Annotated in this window: 12 protein-coding genes and 1 riboswitch; of the genes, 6 read left to right on the top strand and 6 right to left on the bottom strand. The window is 67.0% G+C overall.

The window, feature by feature from the left end:
• Positions 1-5 precede the first annotated feature (5 nt).
• From ACAM55_RS09560 to nrdR, 3 genes are all read left to right on the top strand, one after another.
• Complete coding sequence (locus tag ACAM55_RS09560) at positions 6-851, top strand: transglycosylase SLT domain-containing protein (RefSeq protein WP_369655788.1); 846 nt, start codon at positions 6-8, stop codon at positions 849-851.
• A 41-nt stretch (positions 852-892) separates the two neighbouring features.
• Positions 893-1,017, top strand: a riboswitch (ZMP/ZTP riboswitch).
• Between the two features lie 41 nt (positions 1,018-1,058).
• A complete protein-coding gene (gene glyA / locus ACAM55_RS09555; protein WP_369655787.1) occupies positions 1,059-2,303 on the top strand; it encodes a serine hydroxymethyltransferase in 1,245 nt (414 codons plus the stop codon).
• A 19-nt stretch (positions 2,304-2,322) separates the two neighbouring features.
• The gene (nrdR, locus tag ACAM55_RS09550; protein WP_012748200.1) at positions 2,323-2,766 is read left to right on the top strand and encodes a transcriptional regulator NrdR; all 444 of its coding nucleotides are present in this window, start codon (positions 2,323-2,325) and stop codon (positions 2,764-2,766) included.
• Between the two features lie 46 nt (positions 2,767-2,812).
• On the opposite strand, the gene ACAM55_RS09545 is transcribed toward nrdR, so the two are convergent.
• The 6 genes from ACAM55_RS09545 to pilV all read right to left on the bottom strand — a co-directional run bounded on the left by ACAM55_RS09545 (position 2,813) and on the right by pilV (position 9,975).
• Positions 2,813-3,349 (bottom strand): GspH/FimT family pseudopilin, encoded by a 537-nt coding sequence (locus ACAM55_RS09545; RefSeq protein ID WP_369655786.1) that lies wholly within the window; start codon positions 3,347-3,349, stop codon positions 2,813-2,815.
• A gap of 20 nt (positions 3,350-3,369) precedes the next feature.
• A complete protein-coding gene (locus ACAM55_RS09540) occupies positions 3,370-3,795 on the bottom strand; it encodes a type IV pilin protein (protein ID WP_369655785.1) in 426 nt (141 codons plus the stop codon).
• Positions 3,792-7,625, bottom strand: a complete 3,834-nt coding sequence (locus tag ACAM55_RS09535) for a pilus assembly protein (RefSeq protein ID WP_369655784.1) — start codon at positions 7,623-7,625, stop codon at positions 3,792-3,794. Before ACAM55_RS09535 ends, ACAM55_RS09540 begins: the two co-directional genes overlap by 4 nt.
• A gap of 148 nt (positions 7,626-7,773) precedes the next feature.
• Positions 7,774-8,427, bottom strand: coding sequence for a PilX N-terminal domain-containing pilus assembly protein (locus tag ACAM55_RS09530; protein WP_369655783.1), 654 nt, complete (start codon positions 8,425-8,427; stop codon positions 7,774-7,776).
• Positions 8,424-9,356, bottom strand: coding sequence for a PilW family protein (locus ACAM55_RS09525; RefSeq protein ID WP_369655782.1), 933 nt, complete (start codon positions 9,354-9,356; stop codon positions 8,424-8,426). Before ACAM55_RS09525 ends, ACAM55_RS09530 begins: the two co-directional genes overlap by 4 nt.
• Positions 9,357-9,384: 28 nt before the next feature.
• Positions 9,385-9,975 carry a type IV pilus modification protein PilV gene (pilV, locus tag ACAM55_RS09520; protein WP_369655781.1) on the bottom strand — a complete coding sequence of 197 codons (591 nt, stop codon included), beginning with the start codon at positions 9,973-9,975 and terminating at the stop codon, positions 9,385-9,387.
• 203 nt (positions 9,976-10,178) lie between these two features.
• Between pilV and ribD the strand changes: the two genes are divergently transcribed.
• The 3 genes from ribD to ribBA all read left to right on the top strand — a co-directional run bounded on the left by ribD (position 10,179) and on the right by ribBA (position 13,195).
• The gene (gene ribD, locus ACAM55_RS09515) at positions 10,179-11,276 is read left to right on the top strand and encodes a bifunctional diaminohydroxyphosphoribosylaminopyrimidine deaminase/5-amino-6-(5-phosphoribosylamino)uracil reductase RibD (protein WP_369656363.1); all 1,098 of its coding nucleotides are present in this window, start codon (positions 10,179-10,181) and stop codon (positions 11,274-11,276) included.
• 87 nt (positions 11,277-11,363) lie between these two features.
• On the top strand, positions 11,364-12,044 hold the full coding sequence (locus tag ACAM55_RS09510; RefSeq protein ID WP_369655780.1) for a riboflavin synthase: 681 nt from the start codon (positions 11,364-11,366) through the stop codon (positions 12,042-12,044).
• A complete protein-coding gene (gene ribBA, locus ACAM55_RS09505) occupies positions 12,041-13,195 on the top strand; it encodes a bifunctional 3,4-dihydroxy-2-butanone-4-phosphate synthase/GTP cyclohydrolase II (protein WP_369655779.1) in 1,155 nt (384 codons plus the stop codon). Before ACAM55_RS09510 ends, ribBA begins: the two co-directional genes overlap by 4 nt.
• Positions 13,196-13,197 lie beyond the last annotated feature (2 nt).

Here is a 13,197-nt window from a genome sequence, read left to right as displayed (position 1 = left end):
GAGCGATGAACAAGGCGTTTGATGCCACGGCCCGCGGGCTGAGGACCTTTGCGTCCGATGTGGCAGACGGCTTTTTTGAAATCACCCACAACGGGTTTGCACTGGTCGGCCTGGCCATCGTGTTCGCGGCCCTCGCCCTCGTGGCACGCCCGGACCTGCGACAGACCGGTGAGGAGCAACTGATGGGCTGGCTGCAATCGCGCAAGCCGGCACCGGAAGCCACTGACCTCGAGCCGACCGCCATCGTGCGCACCACGGCCGCAAGCCCCGGCGACCTGCCCAAGCAGCAGGCCGCCGTGGCCTATTGGCTCAGCAAGAAGTACCGCGTGGCGGCCGAACCGCTGAGCGTGCTGGTCGCCGAGGCCTATCAACTCGGCAAGCGCACCAAGCTCGACCCGACGCTGATCCTCGCCATCATGGCCGTCGAATCGAGCTTCAACCCATTTGCCCAGAGCCAGGTGGGCGCCCAGGGCCTGATGCAGGTCATGACACGCGTGCACGGCGACAAGTACGAAAGCGCGGGCGGCACGCTCACCGCCTTCGACCCGGTGACCAACATGCGCGTTGGCGTGAAGGTCCTGCAGGAATGCATTGCCCGCGCCGGATCGCTCGAAGGCGGGCTGCGTTACTACGTGGGTGCCGCCAACCTCGAAGACGACGGCGGCTACGCATCCAAGGTGCTCGCCGAGCACGAACGGTTGCTGCAGGTGGCCAATGGCCGCAATCCGCCCACGACGGCGCCGATCGTGCGCGCGCAGCCGATTCCCGTTGCGACGCCCCCGAAGCGGCAACAGGCCTCCGAGCCGGCCGCCGACCCGCAGAAGGTGGCCCTGCTTTCGGAAGTTTCCTGAGCCCCTCGGCGATGGTCAAAAGCGTGGGGTGCGCTACACTTCACCCCGTACGCGACTGGCGATAGGCGCAGCACCCCTCGGTGCCCCGCGCTGACGTGGAATACCACTGGGAAGCGTGCCGCCTGGCATCCATACAGGCGTTCAGCCGTTCGCCTGGGCAGCCCTTGTTTGGTTGAAGAACAAGGACCTCGTCTTCAAAGGACTGCCATGTACCACCGCAATATCCTGGTCGAACAGACCGACCCCGAAATCTGGGCTGCCATCCAGGCCGAAAACGCGCGCCAGGAACACCACATCGAGCTGATCGCGAGCGAAAACTACGCCTCGCCGGCCGTCATGGCCGCCCAGGGCTCGCAGCTCACCAACAAGTACGCCGAAGGCTACCCCGGCAAGCGCTACTACGGCGGCTGCGAACACGTCGACGTGGCCGAGCAGCTCGCCATCGACCGCATCAAGCAGATCTTCGGCGCCGACGCCGCCAACGTGCAGCCGCATTGCGGCGCCTCGGCCAACGAAGCCGTGATGCTCGCCTTCCTGAAGCCCGGCGACACCATCATGGGCATGAGCCTGGCCGAAGGCGGCCACCTGACCCACGGCATGCCCCTCAACATGAGCGGCAAGTGGTTCAACGTGGTGAGCTACGGCCTGGACGCCAACGAAGCCATCGACTACGACGCGATGGAGCGCAAGGCGCACGAGCACATGCCCAAGCTCATCATCGCGGGCGCCTCGGCCTATTCGCTGCGCATCGACTTCGAGCGCTTCGCCAAGGTGGCCAAGGACGTGGGCGCTATCTTCATGGTCGACATCGCCCACTATGCGGGCCTGGTGGCCGCGGGCGTGTATCCCAACCCTGTGCCGCACGCCGACGTGGTGACGTCCACCACCCACAAGAGCCTGCGCGGTCCGCGCGGCGGCATCATCCTGATGAAGTCGCAGCACGAGAAGGCCATCAACAGCGCCATCTTCCCGGGCCTGCAAGGCGGCCCGCTGATGCACGTGATCGCCGCCAAGGCCGTCGCGTTCAAGGAAGCCATGACGCCCGAGTTCAAGGCCTACCAGCAGCAGGTGGTGAAGAACGCCCAGATCGTGGCGGACACCCTCACCGAGCGCGGCCTGCGCATCGTGAGCGGCCGCACCGAAAGCCACGTCATGCTGGTCGACCTGCGCGCCAAGGGCATCACCGGCAAGGAAGCCGAAGCCGTGCTGGGCAGTGCCCACATGACGATCAACAAGAACGCGATTCCCAACGACCCTGAAAAGCCGATGGTGACGAGCGGCGTGCGCATCGGCACCCCCGCCATGACCACGCGCGGCTTCAAGGACGAAGAAGCCCGCATCACCGCGAACCTGATCGCCGACGTGCTGGAGAACCCGCGCGACGCCGCCAACATCGATGCGGTTCGCGCCAAGGTCCATGCGCTGACAAGCCGGTTCCCGGTCTACCGCTGATCCAGGAAGACGTGGCCGCATGAAATGCCCTTTTTGCGGTCATCTCGAAACGCAGGTCGTCGAGACCCGCGTATCGGAAGACGCCGACTTCGTGCGCAGGCGCCGCCAGTGCAGCGCCTGCGACAAGCGCTTTACCACCTATGAGCGGCCGGACGTCAACTTTCCGGTCGTCGTCAAGAAGGACGGCAGCCGCGCCGACTTCGAATCGGGCAAGGTTCGCGCCTCGATGATGCTGGCGCTGCGCAAGCGGCCGGTGAGCATCGAGCAGATCGACAACGCATTGCTGCGCATCGAGCAGAAGCTGCTCGCCAGCGGCTTGCGCGAAATCGATTCGACCAAGGTCGGCGAACTCGTGATGCGCGAGCTCAAGAAGCTCGACAAGGTGGCCTACGTGCGCTTTGCCTCCGTATACCGGAGCTTCGAAGACGTGGACGAGTTCAGGCAGCTGCTGCGGGACATCTGAGCACACACGCTCGCGGTGGGTTCGTTCGGCGGTTCAATTCAGCCATTCACTGGCTGTCCTTGCCACAAGCGCCGCTTCCGCAATCCCCCTTGACTTCGGGGTTGCAGACCCTGGCTCGGCCCGACGCCGACACCACGATCGACGCCCTGCGGCCCGACTCCGCCTTCAGGGTCAGGCACCCGGCGCCGAAACCCGAGCTGCCCGCCCGGCGAGAGAAGCCGTTGCTGTCGTAGTCCAGCCCCTGCACGAATCCGTCCCCCAGCGCCGCGTCGACGCTGATTCCGGCCGGCAGCTTTTCGAACTTGCGCAAAGTTTGGGGCACGGCGTCGGATCCCGACCGCACGGCCCATCCGCTCGACCAGTCGTTTCCATTCAGCGCCACGACGTGGACCCGCTGCGAACGTTGAATAGCCTCGGTCCGGGCGAAATTCAGCGCCGCGACGAAGCCGTTGGACGCGGCCGCAAGGCGCTGGTGGAGCAGCAGATCGCGAAATGCGGGGACACCGAGGGAGCCCAGGATCGCGACGATCGCAATGACTGCCATCAATTCCACCAGCGTGAAGCCGCCCTGCGGCGCGAGCACTCGCCCGCGGCCACCCGCTCTCATTGCCAGCACCGCCCGCCCGCAGTGCCGTCGCAGCCCTTGTCGCCCGTGCTGTCGATCCAGAGCGTCCCGACCTCCGGATCGGAGAGGCCCGGCCTGGGGGTTGCGGTCAGCCTGATGCAGCGGTCGATGGTGTCCTGCCCCTCGCAATTGCCGCTCTGGACGAGGTATTTGCCGCCTGCGCCGCCCTCCCCGGAGCCGCCTTCGTAGCGCCTGTACTGTCCGCTCAAGGTGTAGTTGCGCTCCTGCTGCTGCATCTGCTGCACCAGGGCCGACCGCGCCTCGGTGCGCCAGCCTTTGCGCACGAAGTCCAGGTACGACGGGTAGGAGATTGCGGCCAGGATGGCGACGATCGCAAGCACGATCATCGCTTCGATCAAGGTGAAGCCGCAGCTGCGCCCGGCACCGCGTTGCACTGCCTTCATGGTTTCGCACCCCGGTAATCTGCAATCTGGCGCCAGTTCAGGCGCCCGGACACCCGGGAGACCTGGCCGCCCTCCACAGGCCGCGCGATGGACATGCGAGGCGCACCCGAGCCACCGGGAACACCGACGTTGACGACGGAAAGCTTCTTCGTTTCCGTTCGGCGTCCGAACGCATCGGTGGCCGTGTAGGCGCCCTCGCCCAGTTCGACCAGAAGAGGCGACGACAGCAGCCCGACGCTCGAAAGGACGCAGGTTCCGCCTTGCGACAGGCCGGTCATCGCATTGACCGCGCAGCTTCGGCCGCCACCGTTGGCGCTGCATGCCTCGGCATTCGGTATCAGCGTGTTGAAGAACAGATAGCCGTCGCTCAGCGTCAACCGCGAGACCTGCCGCTCGCCCAGTTCCAGCGCGCCCGGAAAATCGAAATACCAGCCGCGGCGGCTCACGGCGCTGCCGGTGGCGGTGCCATAGACGAAGGGCTCGCCCAGGATAGCCGGCAACGACTGGCCTGCGGCGGCAACAGCCCGCCGCGCCTGGAGTTGCGTACGCGTTTCGCCGGCCGGAATCGCCTTGCCGCTGTCGTACACGCCGTACAAGCTCTGCACGCCGCGGTTCGCGCGGCCCATGTCGTCGGCGCTCACGAACTTGCCGGTGCCGAACAGCACGATGGCACCGCCGTTCGGCCCGGCCCCGACTTCGGGCGCTACGGTGATGGGCTGGCGCTTCGCATCTGTGCCGCCCGATGTCGCCACCATCAACGGAAGGCCACCCAGCCCGAGTGCGTTGGCTTCGCTCCACGGCGCATTGCCCGTGAAGTCGAACTTCCACAGGTTGCCCTGCGTGTCGCCAGCGTACAGCCAGCGCGCCCAGCCGTCCGCCGCGGCAAAGTCGCCGGGCGTGCCCAAGGCATTCACGAGCGCGTTGTCGGCCGGTGCGGGCAGCACGACCTTGTGATAATTGAGGCCCCGCTTCCATGCTGCGCCGGCCGGTTTGTCGAGCGAGAGCAGGAACAGCGCGGCGCGCCGGTCCGCATTGGCGTTGTTGAACCCGGACGCAACGACCGCGAACCACGCATAGGCCGCGGGCTGGGTGCGAGTCGCTGCCGAGAGGCGGAACTTCATGATGCGTGGCGCCTGGAGCACATGGCCCATATCGCCGTCGTCCGCACCGGTGAACTCCCACAAGACCTTGTCCGCTGAAAAGGCGGCGGGGTCGGAAATGTCGAGCGCAAAAACGCCGGTGGCCCCGGCCCCCGTGCCGGAGACCAGCACCGTCTTCCACGCACCGCCGGCCATCTGCGCCTCTGCCGCCGCGGCCGAGCCGTCGACATAGGCCTGATGCGCATAGTTGGGCGAGGTGTAGCCGGCCAGCTTCGACGACACCGCGCGGGGAACATAGGCGAAAAGCTCGTGGCCCGTGGCGGCCGAGAATGCATGCAGCATGCCGTCGTTGGCGCCGACGTACACGGCCTGCGGCCTTCCCTTGTGAGCATCGAGAAACTGTTGGTACTCGGCACCTCGCACGTTCGGGCTCGGATGGCCGACGAAGAGCGGGTTCGAATTGGCAACGTCGCCCATCACCGAATCGCGCACACGGAACGTGCCACCGGACGCTGACAGCTCCTTGCGCCGGTCGCCGCGCAGGTAGGCCAGCCGCTCGGGGCCCAGGCCATCGGATGCCGCTGGCACGGCATAGGGCTCGGCGTTCAAAGCGCTTTGCAGCGACTTGTCCAGTGCGTTCCACTGAAAAGGCGTGCCGACGCCGGCAGCCGAGAGGGTGAAGATGTGCCGGTCCGCCGGCTCGCGCGCAGGCACTGCGGGTTGGGCCGATGCATCGCCGGTCAGCAAGGCGCCCGCGTCCCAGCTGGGTTCCTCGGCCTGGCGAACGGTGCCCGAGCCTGCGTCGTAGGCCAGTGAATACGCCAGCAACGTTCCCGACCACCTGCGCCCGCCGAACCGGGCCACATAAAGACTGCTGCCCGCGGCCCCGATGCGGTTCGACGAAATGGCCGCGTCCGCCGTGCTTCCGCCCGATGGCGCCGCCGCCGACCGGAATACGCGCCGGATCGCGGCCAGGAGCTGCTGCGGCTCGCCGGCCAGGAAGTAGTTGGACGGCTTCGGCTGGCCGTCGTCGTCGATGCCTTCGGCCCATTCGGCATTGCTGGCCACGTCCGCCCGGCCACCGCCGCCCGATGCGAGGAACGGATTGCCGTCGTTGTTGCTGTCCACGAAGCCGCCGTATTTCGATGCGAGGTACAGGGCGCTGCCGCGCTGGCCCTGCCGAACGGCGCCCTGCCCGCCCGCGTCCAGATCGATGCCGAAGGTCTGGACTCGCGCCCCGGCAAAATCGGCGCGGATCTTCTGCGTATTGGCCCAGTAGGCCAGACCCGCCATGCCGAACGAGCCCCTGTCTGCGCCAGTTTCCGCGCCGGCGATGGCGCCCGAGGTCAGTTGCGCGCCGCCCTTGTAGTTGAAGGCCGGAAGCCCCCGGTTGCCGGTGGTGGCAAGGCCGGTCTTGCCCGAAGGATGCGTGTAGGAAAGCGATTCGCGGTTTTCGAATGCACCGACAAGGCGGGTCCAGTAGGAGGTGTCCGGCTCGAACGACGCGCTGCTGAAGCCGCGGCCGCCGCCAGACATGCCTGGCAAGGAACGGTCGTCGTGCGTTTCGAGATCGCCGATCGCCAGGATGTGGTTCTTGCGGCAGCTCGCCGCCACCGGGTCCCAGTTGCTCTTGCGGCTCTCGTCGCGCCATGGGACCGTGTCGTTGTAGACCGGCAATCCGTCCTTGCGCGGATCGTCCGTTGCGGTCACCCCGGCCATCGCTCCCGGCGTGGGCGCCTTGGCCTGCAGGTAGCGCAGCGACTCATAGTAGAGCTCGCCCGCGGGGTCGAACTTCTTGTATGCGCCGCCGCGTCCGAATCGGTTCAGGTAGTTGACGACGCCGCTGTATCGGCCACCCTGCGCAGCCGCATCGGGATCGTGGACGAAGACGCCGGTCGCCGCGTTCCACTCGGCCTGGGGGTTGTCCACGCTGTCGAGGCCGACGTCAAGTTTTCGAGGCCCCGTGTATTTCATCGGCGCGCGCAGCACGCCGCCGTAGCGCGCCGGGTCATCGTCCAGCAGGTAGCCGAAAACGGCGAAGCGCATGCGGCTCGAATGGCGCTGGACTTCGCCGACGGGTTTGGACTGGCCGCTCGGGTATTTGAGGCAGAGATCGACGCGCGTCGCGGCTTCGGCCGCGGTGCAAACCTCGACCCGGGCAAAGTAAGGTGCGTTCGCAGCGCCGGGGCCATATTGCTGGTCGGTACCGGGGCTTGCACAACTGCCGCTGGCGCTCGGCCCCACGAACATGCGGCCGGAACAATGGTTGAAGTGAACAGTGCCCGCCGCGCGAACGCCCGTGCGGCCGTCCGCCACGAGCGGCGTGAGCTTGTCGAGGTTGCCCGTTACGGTCTTGTCGGGAAAGTAGCTGCTGCGATAGAAGTCTTCTTGCAGAACCGCGCGCTGCAGCACGGTGCGGTCGGCTTCGTCCACCACCCGGTCTCCGCCTGTCAACGCGAGCCGCAGCACGTCGATGGTGGAGGTTGCCGCCCAGTTCAGCAAATTGCCGCTCCACTGATTGGCGCATGCGATCTCGCCGCCGGCGAGCTTCGCCGCAGGTGCAAGGCGCCTGAAGTAGCCATCGGCCGCCGCATAGCCGTAGCAGGCCATCGGATCCCAGTAGCCGCGATAGACCTTCTTCCAGTCGAAGCTGCCGCGGTACGCGGCGCCGGCGTTCGAGAACTCCAGCGCGAGATCGAGCACCAGGTTCGGATCGGCGCGAGATGCCATGGAAGACAGCGGTTCGCTCGGAAGCTCGACCTGCTCAGCCGCAAAAACGCATGGGGCGTTGCAAAGGGCCAAGGCAGCAACAACCGCAGCCGCGACGCCGCAGCCGCTTTCAAGAGAACACATTCGGGTCCGTTTCAAGATGAAGAACTCAGGAAGGGCAGCCGGGGCTCGCGCCCGACTTGTACAAGTTGGTCTGCAGCACCACCTGCGTGTCCTCTTGCATGCCGTAGCCGATGGCCGTGACGCGAAAGAGATATGAGGCGCTGCGCGCGCTCGCGCTCTGCAACTGGTCCGGCTGCCAGCCGCCGAGATTGCGAACCGCCTCGACGATGTAGCGCGGCGCACGCGCGGGCAATGTTCCGGCGCGTGCGTCCGTAGCGCCGTCGCCAGCGGCATAGGCTTGTCCGGTGAAGGTGCCGTAGACGATGGATGTGGTGCTGTCGACAGCGAAGTCGGCGGCCATCCACGCCGGCTTGTCGCCGGCCTCGGCTGGCGCACACAGCCCTTGGCGCATGCCCGCGCCACCGCATCCGGGAACAAAGGCCGAGATATCACTGCCGTTGAAAAGACAGAGGCGCTGGGCCGCGCTGGAATTGGGGCCGAGCACGTCGCGTTCGGCGTCGACGAGCGCGGCTTCGGCGGCCTGGAACGCAACCTCGGTGTCGCGCTCGTTGCGCGCACTTCGCTCGCCCACCAGCGACACTTGTGCCGCACCGATGCCCAGCGCCATGGCAATGACCAGCATCAACAGCACCACGATCAACGAGAAGCCTCGTTCCGGCAAGCGACGAGCCCGGCTCACGGCGCCGGCTCCTTCATGACGTTGCGCAGCATGACGGTGAAGGCCGCGGTGCGACGCAGCCTGCCATCGGCCGGGGGCTTGAAACTCGTGCTTGAAAACTCCGCGCCCAAGGGGTAGAGCGTCTCGCCCTGCAGACGAGGCCAACTGTTGTTGCGGCCACTTCGCGCGACCATGCCGATGCGAAGACCGACGACCTTGCGCCATTCACCGTTGATGGCGGCAACCGATCCCGCCTGCGCCTCCAGTTGCGCGGCGTCGAGCCAGCGCTCGGGCACGCCATCGCCGTTGCCGTCGTAGGCATAGACGACCTTGAACACCTCGATGCCGCGCGCGAGCGGCTCGGACCTGAACGTGTCCACCGTTTCGCTGTGGTACTTGCAATAGAGCTCGGGCTCCTTGTCGGCCGCTTCGGCAACGTGAAAGAAGCTCCACGCACGATCGGCAAGCGCCGGCTTGCCCGCCGACGGCCCGGCCTGCGCAATCCCCATGCAATCGACCATGGTGCCGTCGGGCTCGGTGCCGTCGCCTCCGGTGCGGCTGCGGCCGAAGAAGCGCACGCGAAGCGAGTCGCTTCCGTTCACGCCCTTGCTGTTGTGGGTGCCGTGGCTTTCGCCCGTGGCGCTGACCTTGGCATTGCTCGCGCCGACGATGTCGAGGTCGGAAGGATCGTCCGGAGATGCCGCCAGATTCGCCCTGCTGGCAATGACCACGGTGCCGTCCACGGCGGCGTGGTCGGGCGCGTAGTCGGAATATCCGGCCTGGCGCACGATGCCCCGGACGACGAAACCCGCGAACCTCAGCGAATCTTCCACCGCCTGCGCTTCCGCATTGGCAACGAAGAGCTGCCTGCTGCCGAGAAAGGTTGCCGTGGCCGCAAGCACGACCAGCAGCCCGGCAGCCATGGCGACCAGCAGTTCGACGAGCGTCATGCCTTGTGCGCGGCAAGGCCGAGCGGTATCAGGACCCGTCATGGCCAGCCTGTGCCCAGCCGGAGACCAGCTGCATCACGAGACGGGGCGCGAGCTCCCGTTGCGACTTGATGTTTGTCGCATCGGCATGCGGTGCCCAGCCGAGCTTTGCGACCAGGTTGCGGCCGGTCTGGCTGCATGCCCAGGCATATTCGCCGGCCGCCGCGTTCCAGGGCTTTTCGTCGAAACACACGCGCACCCGGGCACCGGGCAGTGCCTTGGCAACGCGGCGCGTCCATTCGCCGATGTCCCACGCGGCCAGGCCCGCAGCATCGCAGGACGCGCCCGGCGCTGCGCATCCCCCCGACGCAGGGCTCGCGCCGCCTTCGCTGGCCAGGCGATCGACCAGGTAGGCATTGGCGGCATCGTTTCTTGCTGCAACGCCCGGGTTCATGCGAACCTTCTCGGACAGGTCGCGCACGAGACCGACCGCCGCGTGGAACGTTGCAGCCTCCTTGCCCGCGCGCACCGCCGCCAGCAGCATGCCGATCGCGCCGAGCAGGCCAATGCTCAGCACCGCGACGGAAACGAGCACCTCCACGAGCGAGAAGCCCGCACCGGACCGCCTTGAGGTCGTCATTTGTCGATGTCCTCCCGTCTTGCAACTTGGGTTGCTTCTTTGTTCCCGCCATCGAATCCGCAGCGTAGGCGTCGCCTTCGGCAGTGCATTTGCCGTTCGTCCGCTTTGCACTGCCGCTCGTATGATCCGGCGGCTCCGGTGTTAAATAATTCCTCTCGCAGCCCATGCCCTTCCCCGAACAAGATGCACAAGACGCGCAGCACATGGCCACGGCCTTGCGGCTGGCTTCCGCGGCGCTGTTGCTGACCGACCCCAACCCTCGCGTCGGCTGCGTGCTGTGCGATGCAGAGGGCCGCGTGCTGGGCCAGGGCCACACGCAGCAGGCCGGCGGGCCGCATGCCGAAGTGATGGCGCTGCGCGATGCGGCGGCCAAGGGCCATGCGGTCGCGGGCGCCACCGCGTACGTCACGCTCGAACCCTGTTCGCACCACGGGCGCACCGGCCCCTGCTGCGACGCCCTCATCGCAGCCGGCATCGGCCGGGTCGTGGCATCGCTCGCCGACCCGAATCCGCTGGTGGCGGGCCAGGGCTTCGCGCGCCTGCGCGCGGCCGGCGTCCAGGTGGAAACCGGCCCGGGCGCTGCCGAGTCGCGCGAACTCAACATCGGTTTCTTCAGCCGCATGGTCCGCAAGCTGCCCTGGGTGCGCCTCAAAGTGGCGGCCTCGCTCGACGGCAAGACCGGCCTTGCCAACGGCGTGAGCCAATGGATCACCTCCGAAGCTGCCCGCGCCGACGGCCACGCCTGGCGCGCCCGCGCCAGCGCGGTACTGACGGGCGTGGGCACCGTGCTCGAAGACAACCCTCGTCTCGACGTGCGCCTGGTCGATACGCCGCGCCAGCCGCATCTGGTGGTGGTCGACAGCCACTTGCAGACGCCGCCCGATGCTCATGTTTTCATAGCAGGCCGGCCGGTGTGGATCTATGCCGCAACGCGCGACGAAGCCCGCGCCAAGGCGCTGGAGGCACGCGGCGCCACGATCACCTGCCTGCCCAACGCAAGCGGAAAGGTCGACCTGGGCGCCATGCTGCAAGACCTGGCGCAGCGCGGCGTCAACGAGCTCCACGTCGAAGCCGGCCACAAGCTCAACGGCTCGCTGATCCGCGAAGGCTGCGTCGACGAACTGCTGGTGTACCTGGCGCCCAAGCTGATCGGCAGCGGCCTCGACATGGCAAGCCATCTGCATGCCGAGGGCCCACTCACCACCTTGGCGGGCGCGCTGCCGCTCGAATTCAAGTCGGTGGAGATGCTGGGACCGGATCTCCGGATCGTCTCCCGGGTGAGCGGACGGGACAGCTTCTAGGCCCTTCCCCCGCTGGGGCGGGCAAATTGCATGGCGCAAAGCGCCATGAAAAGCCGGGGGACTCACAGCATCTGCGAAAATGTGCAAATGTTCACCGGAATCATTACCGGCGTGGGGCGCATCGCCGCCATCCACGACCTCGGCCCCTCCTCCTCCTACGGCAAAAGACTCGGCATTTCGGTGCCCGACGGGTATCTCGACGATGTCGGGCTCGGCGACAGCATTGCGCTCAACGGTGCCTGCATGACCGTCACCACCCTCGATCCGGCGCAGCAGCAGTTCACCATCGACATTTCGGCCGAATCCCTCGACAAGACCGCGGGCCTCACCGAAGAAGGCGCCCGCATCAACCTCGAGAAGGCGCTGCGCGCCAGCGACCGCCTGGGCGGCCACATCGTGTCCGGCCATGTGGACGGCATCGGCACGGTGAGCCACTTTGCGCCCATCGGCGAAAGCTGGGAGCTGCGCGTGCTCGCACCGCCCGCGCTGGCGCGCTTTCTCGCCTACAAGGGCTCCATCACGATCAACGGCGTGAGCCTGACCGTCAACAGCGTGGCCGACAGCGATGAAGGAAGCGAGATCAGCATCAACCTGATTCCGCACACCGTCGAGAACACCTCGCTGGGCGGGCTGAAGGCTGGCTCCAAGGTCAATCTCGAAATCGATACCGTGGCGCGCTACGTGGAGCGCATGCTTCAGGCCGGCGTTCTTGCGCCCGCATCCATGGCCTCCACGCGATCCACGTACTCCAAGGACACTGCCGAATGAACGCTTCCGTCACACCCATCGGCGCGCCCCGCACCTCGCGGGCACCCGCGCCGATTTCCCCGGTCGAGGAGATCGTCGCCGAGCTCGCCGCCGGCCGCATGGTGATTCTGGTGGATGAGGAAGACCGCGAGAACGAAGGCGACATCGTCATTGCGGCCGACCACATCACGCCCGAAGCCATCAACTTCATGGCACGCCACGCGCGCGGGCTGATCTGCCTCACGCTCTCGCGCGAGATGTGCGAGCGGCTGCAACTGCCGCCCATGGTGTCCCGCAACGGCGCCAAGCACTCGACCGCCTTCACCGTTTCGATCGAAGCAGCCGAGGGCGTGACCACCGGCATCTCCGCCGCCGACCGCGCGCGCACCGTGCAGGCGGCCGTGGCACGCAACGCCGTGGCCGCCGACCTGGTGCAGCCGGGCCACATCTTTCCGCTGCAGGCGGTGGACGGCGGCGTGCTGATGCGCGCCGGCCATACCGAAGCCGGTTGCGACCTCGCGGCCATGGCCGGCTGCTCGCCCGCCTCGGTGATCTGCGAGGTGATGAACGAAGACGGCACCATGGCGCGCCTGCCCGACCTGCAGATCTTTGCGGCCGAGCACGGGCTCAAGATCGGCACCATTGCCGCGCTCATCGAGCACCGCAGCCGCACCGAATCGCTGGTCGAGAAGGTCGGCTGCCGCGACATCCAGACCGCGTGGGGCATCTTCACCGCCCACGCCTTCACCGACAAGCCCAGCCGCGGCGTGCACCTTGCGCTGGTGCGCGGCAAGTGGGCGCCCGAAGACACGGTGTCGGTGCGCGTGCACGAGCCGCTGTCGGTGCTCGACGCGCTCGAAATCAACCGATCGCTGCACTCGTGGAGCCTCGATGCCAGCCTGGCGCACATCGCGAACGAAGGCAAGGGCGTGGCCGTGCTGCTCAATTGCGGCGAAACGGCCGGCGAACTGCTCGCGCAATTCGACGGCACCGCACGGCCCGCGCAAGCCCCCGAGCGCGGCCGCATGGACCTGCGCAGCTACGGCATCGGCGCGCAAATTCTGCGCGAATGCGGCGTGCACAAGATGAACCTGCTCGGCACGCCCCGCCGCATGCCGAGCATGGCCGCAGGCTACGGCCTCGAAATTGCCGGCTACCTCACGAAAGACTGACA

It is taken from the genome of Variovorax sp. V213 (assembly GCF_041154455.1).
GTDB lineage: Bacteria > Pseudomonadota > Gammaproteobacteria > Burkholderiales > Burkholderiaceae_C > Variovorax.
Note: the sequence above shows the minus strand (reverse complement) of the source record. Positions and strands in the feature narration are given on the sequence as shown.

Excerpts from the sequence above, each read along its gene's own strand:
- ACAM55_RS09525 (WP_369655782.1), bottom strand. The coding sequence starts at position 9,356 with ATGACGCTCGTCGAACTGCTGGTCGCCATGGCTGCCGGGCTGCTGGTC.
- ribD (WP_369656363.1), top strand. The coding sequence starts at position 10,179 with ATGGCCACGGCCTTGCGGCTGGCTTCCGCGGCGCTGTTGCTGACCGAC.
- nrdR (WP_012748200.1), top strand. The coding sequence starts at position 2,323 with ATGAAATGCCCTTTTTGCGGTCATCTCGAAACGCAGGTCGTCGAGACC.
- ACAM55_RS09560 (WP_369655788.1), top strand. The coding sequence starts at position 6 with ATGAACAAGGCGTTTGATGCCACGGCCCGCGGGCTGAGGACCTTTGCG.
- ACAM55_RS09535 (WP_369655784.1), bottom strand. The coding sequence starts at position 7,625 with ATGGCATCTCGCGCCGATCCGAACCTGGTGCTCGATCTCGCGCTGGAG.
- ACAM55_RS09510 (WP_369655780.1), top strand. The coding sequence starts at position 11,364 with ATGTTCACCGGAATCATTACCGGCGTGGGGCGCATCGCCGCCATCCAC.
- pilV (WP_369655781.1), bottom strand. The coding sequence starts at position 9,975 with ATGACGACCTCAAGGCGGTCCGGTGCGGGCTTCTCGCTCGTGGAGGTG.
- glyA (WP_369655787.1), top strand. The coding sequence starts at position 1,059 with ATGTACCACCGCAATATCCTGGTCGAACAGACCGACCCCGAAATCTGG.
- ACAM55_RS09540 (WP_369655785.1), bottom strand. The coding sequence starts at position 3,795 with ATGAAGGCAGTGCAACGCGGTGCCGGGCGCAGCTGCGGCTTCACCTTG.
- ribBA (WP_369655779.1), top strand. The coding sequence starts at position 12,041 with ATGAACGCTTCCGTCACACCCATCGGCGCGCCCCGCACCTCGCGGGCA.